General features: G+C 47.8%; 2 protein-coding genes. Both read left to right on the top strand.

Annotated features, from left to right (window positions below):
* Window positions 1–687 (top strand): aldehyde dehydrogenase family protein (locus tag L693_RS0125015; protein WP_025720918.1); only part of this gene is annotated, 687 nt, incomplete at its 5' end.
* Window positions 684–1,343: thiamine pyrophosphate-binding protein (locus L693_RS0125010; protein WP_025720917.1), on the top strand; the 660-nt coding region annotated here is incomplete at its 3' end. The genes L693_RS0125015 and L693_RS0125010, both read left to right, overlap by 4 nt.

Below are 1,343 nucleotides of genomic sequence, written 5' to 3'. Positions count from 1 at the left end.
ATAAATCCTTTCATCATCGGACCCGATGCCGATCTGGAATTGGCGGTTACCGATGTGACTCGAATGAGATTGTACAACTCCGGACAGGATTGCCTGGGACCTGACATCATTCTGGTGCATCAGGATGTGAGGGAGAGCTTTAAAAACCTGCTGATTAAGCGGCTTGACCAACTCGTGTTTGGAGCAAACAATGACCCGAACGCGAACTACTCCCCTATTTTCTACAAAGATACGCTGTATTCCGTTTCTGAATATTTTAATACGAATGATAAGTTTATTATTTACGGCGGTGGCATCGATTTCCGTACGAAAAAGATGGAGCCAACAGTTGTCTATAGTGAATTAGATGAAAATTTGGAGATTATCGAGTATTTTTCACCAGTCTTCAACGTGGTTATCTATCGAGACGACGAGCAACTGATCAAGCGTATTTCCTCCAGTTATTTCAGTGAACGTGCGATGGGCTGCAGCTTGTACGGTTCTGAGCATCTGAGTGATGTTCTTCGAAAGAAGCACACGCTGACCATTAATGAGACGCTTGAGGATGTGGATCAGGGGAATAAGCCCTTTGGTGGCTACGGCACGATGTCGAACTATATTTTTTACGATTTTAAGCTCGTTTCGAAGCCCATTTTGATTTCAGAAATTGTCGCAGAATATTTGTCGGAAAAGAGGAGTTTGGTATGACTGCGAGCTTATTGCCATGGGATGCCATCATTGGCTACATAAAATCGGCTGGGGTTCGGCATCTCTTTGGATTACCCAGTGATGATCTCAAAATCGTATCGTCACTCCCCTCGTCCGGTATGGATTTTATTCTGTGCAAAGATCAACGTAATGCTGTGTTTATGGCAGCAGGTTATGCGCTCACAACTAACCAGATGTCCGTATGTGTTGTGGGTAAAGGGCCTGCGCTCAGCAATACACTTACGGGGCTGCTGGAAGCGAAGAACCTGGGTGCTCCGCTTTTACTTTTGGCGCTCGGCACCGGAGGGGACAAACTGGGTACCCGATCTTTTCAGGAGGCAGATCAAATCTCACTCGTGAAGCCGCTCGTAAAATGGGCTTACCGTGTCGAGCATGTGGATCGACTTGTATGGGCGCTGGAGCGGGCAGCCTTTTTGGCGATCAATGGGGCTTCAGGTCCTGTCTATATTGAACTGCCCGAAAACCTGATGGACCAGCCTCTGCCGACAGGACTCCAGTTTACCCCACCAGAAAAGCTTTCATGCTCTCCGTCTCTTCGGGAGCTGGATGCGGCATGGGAGCTGATCAAGACTGCTCGCCGGCCTGTCATTCTGGTCGGAGGCGGGATGAAGTCAGTTACAAATGATGTAATTGAG

It is taken from the genome of Paenibacillus sp. 1-18 (assembly GCF_000520755.1).
GTDB lineage: Bacteria > Bacillota > Bacilli > Paenibacillales > Paenibacillaceae > Paenibacillus > Paenibacillus brasilensis.
Note: the sequence above shows the minus strand (reverse complement) of the source record. Positions and strands in the feature narration are given on the sequence as shown.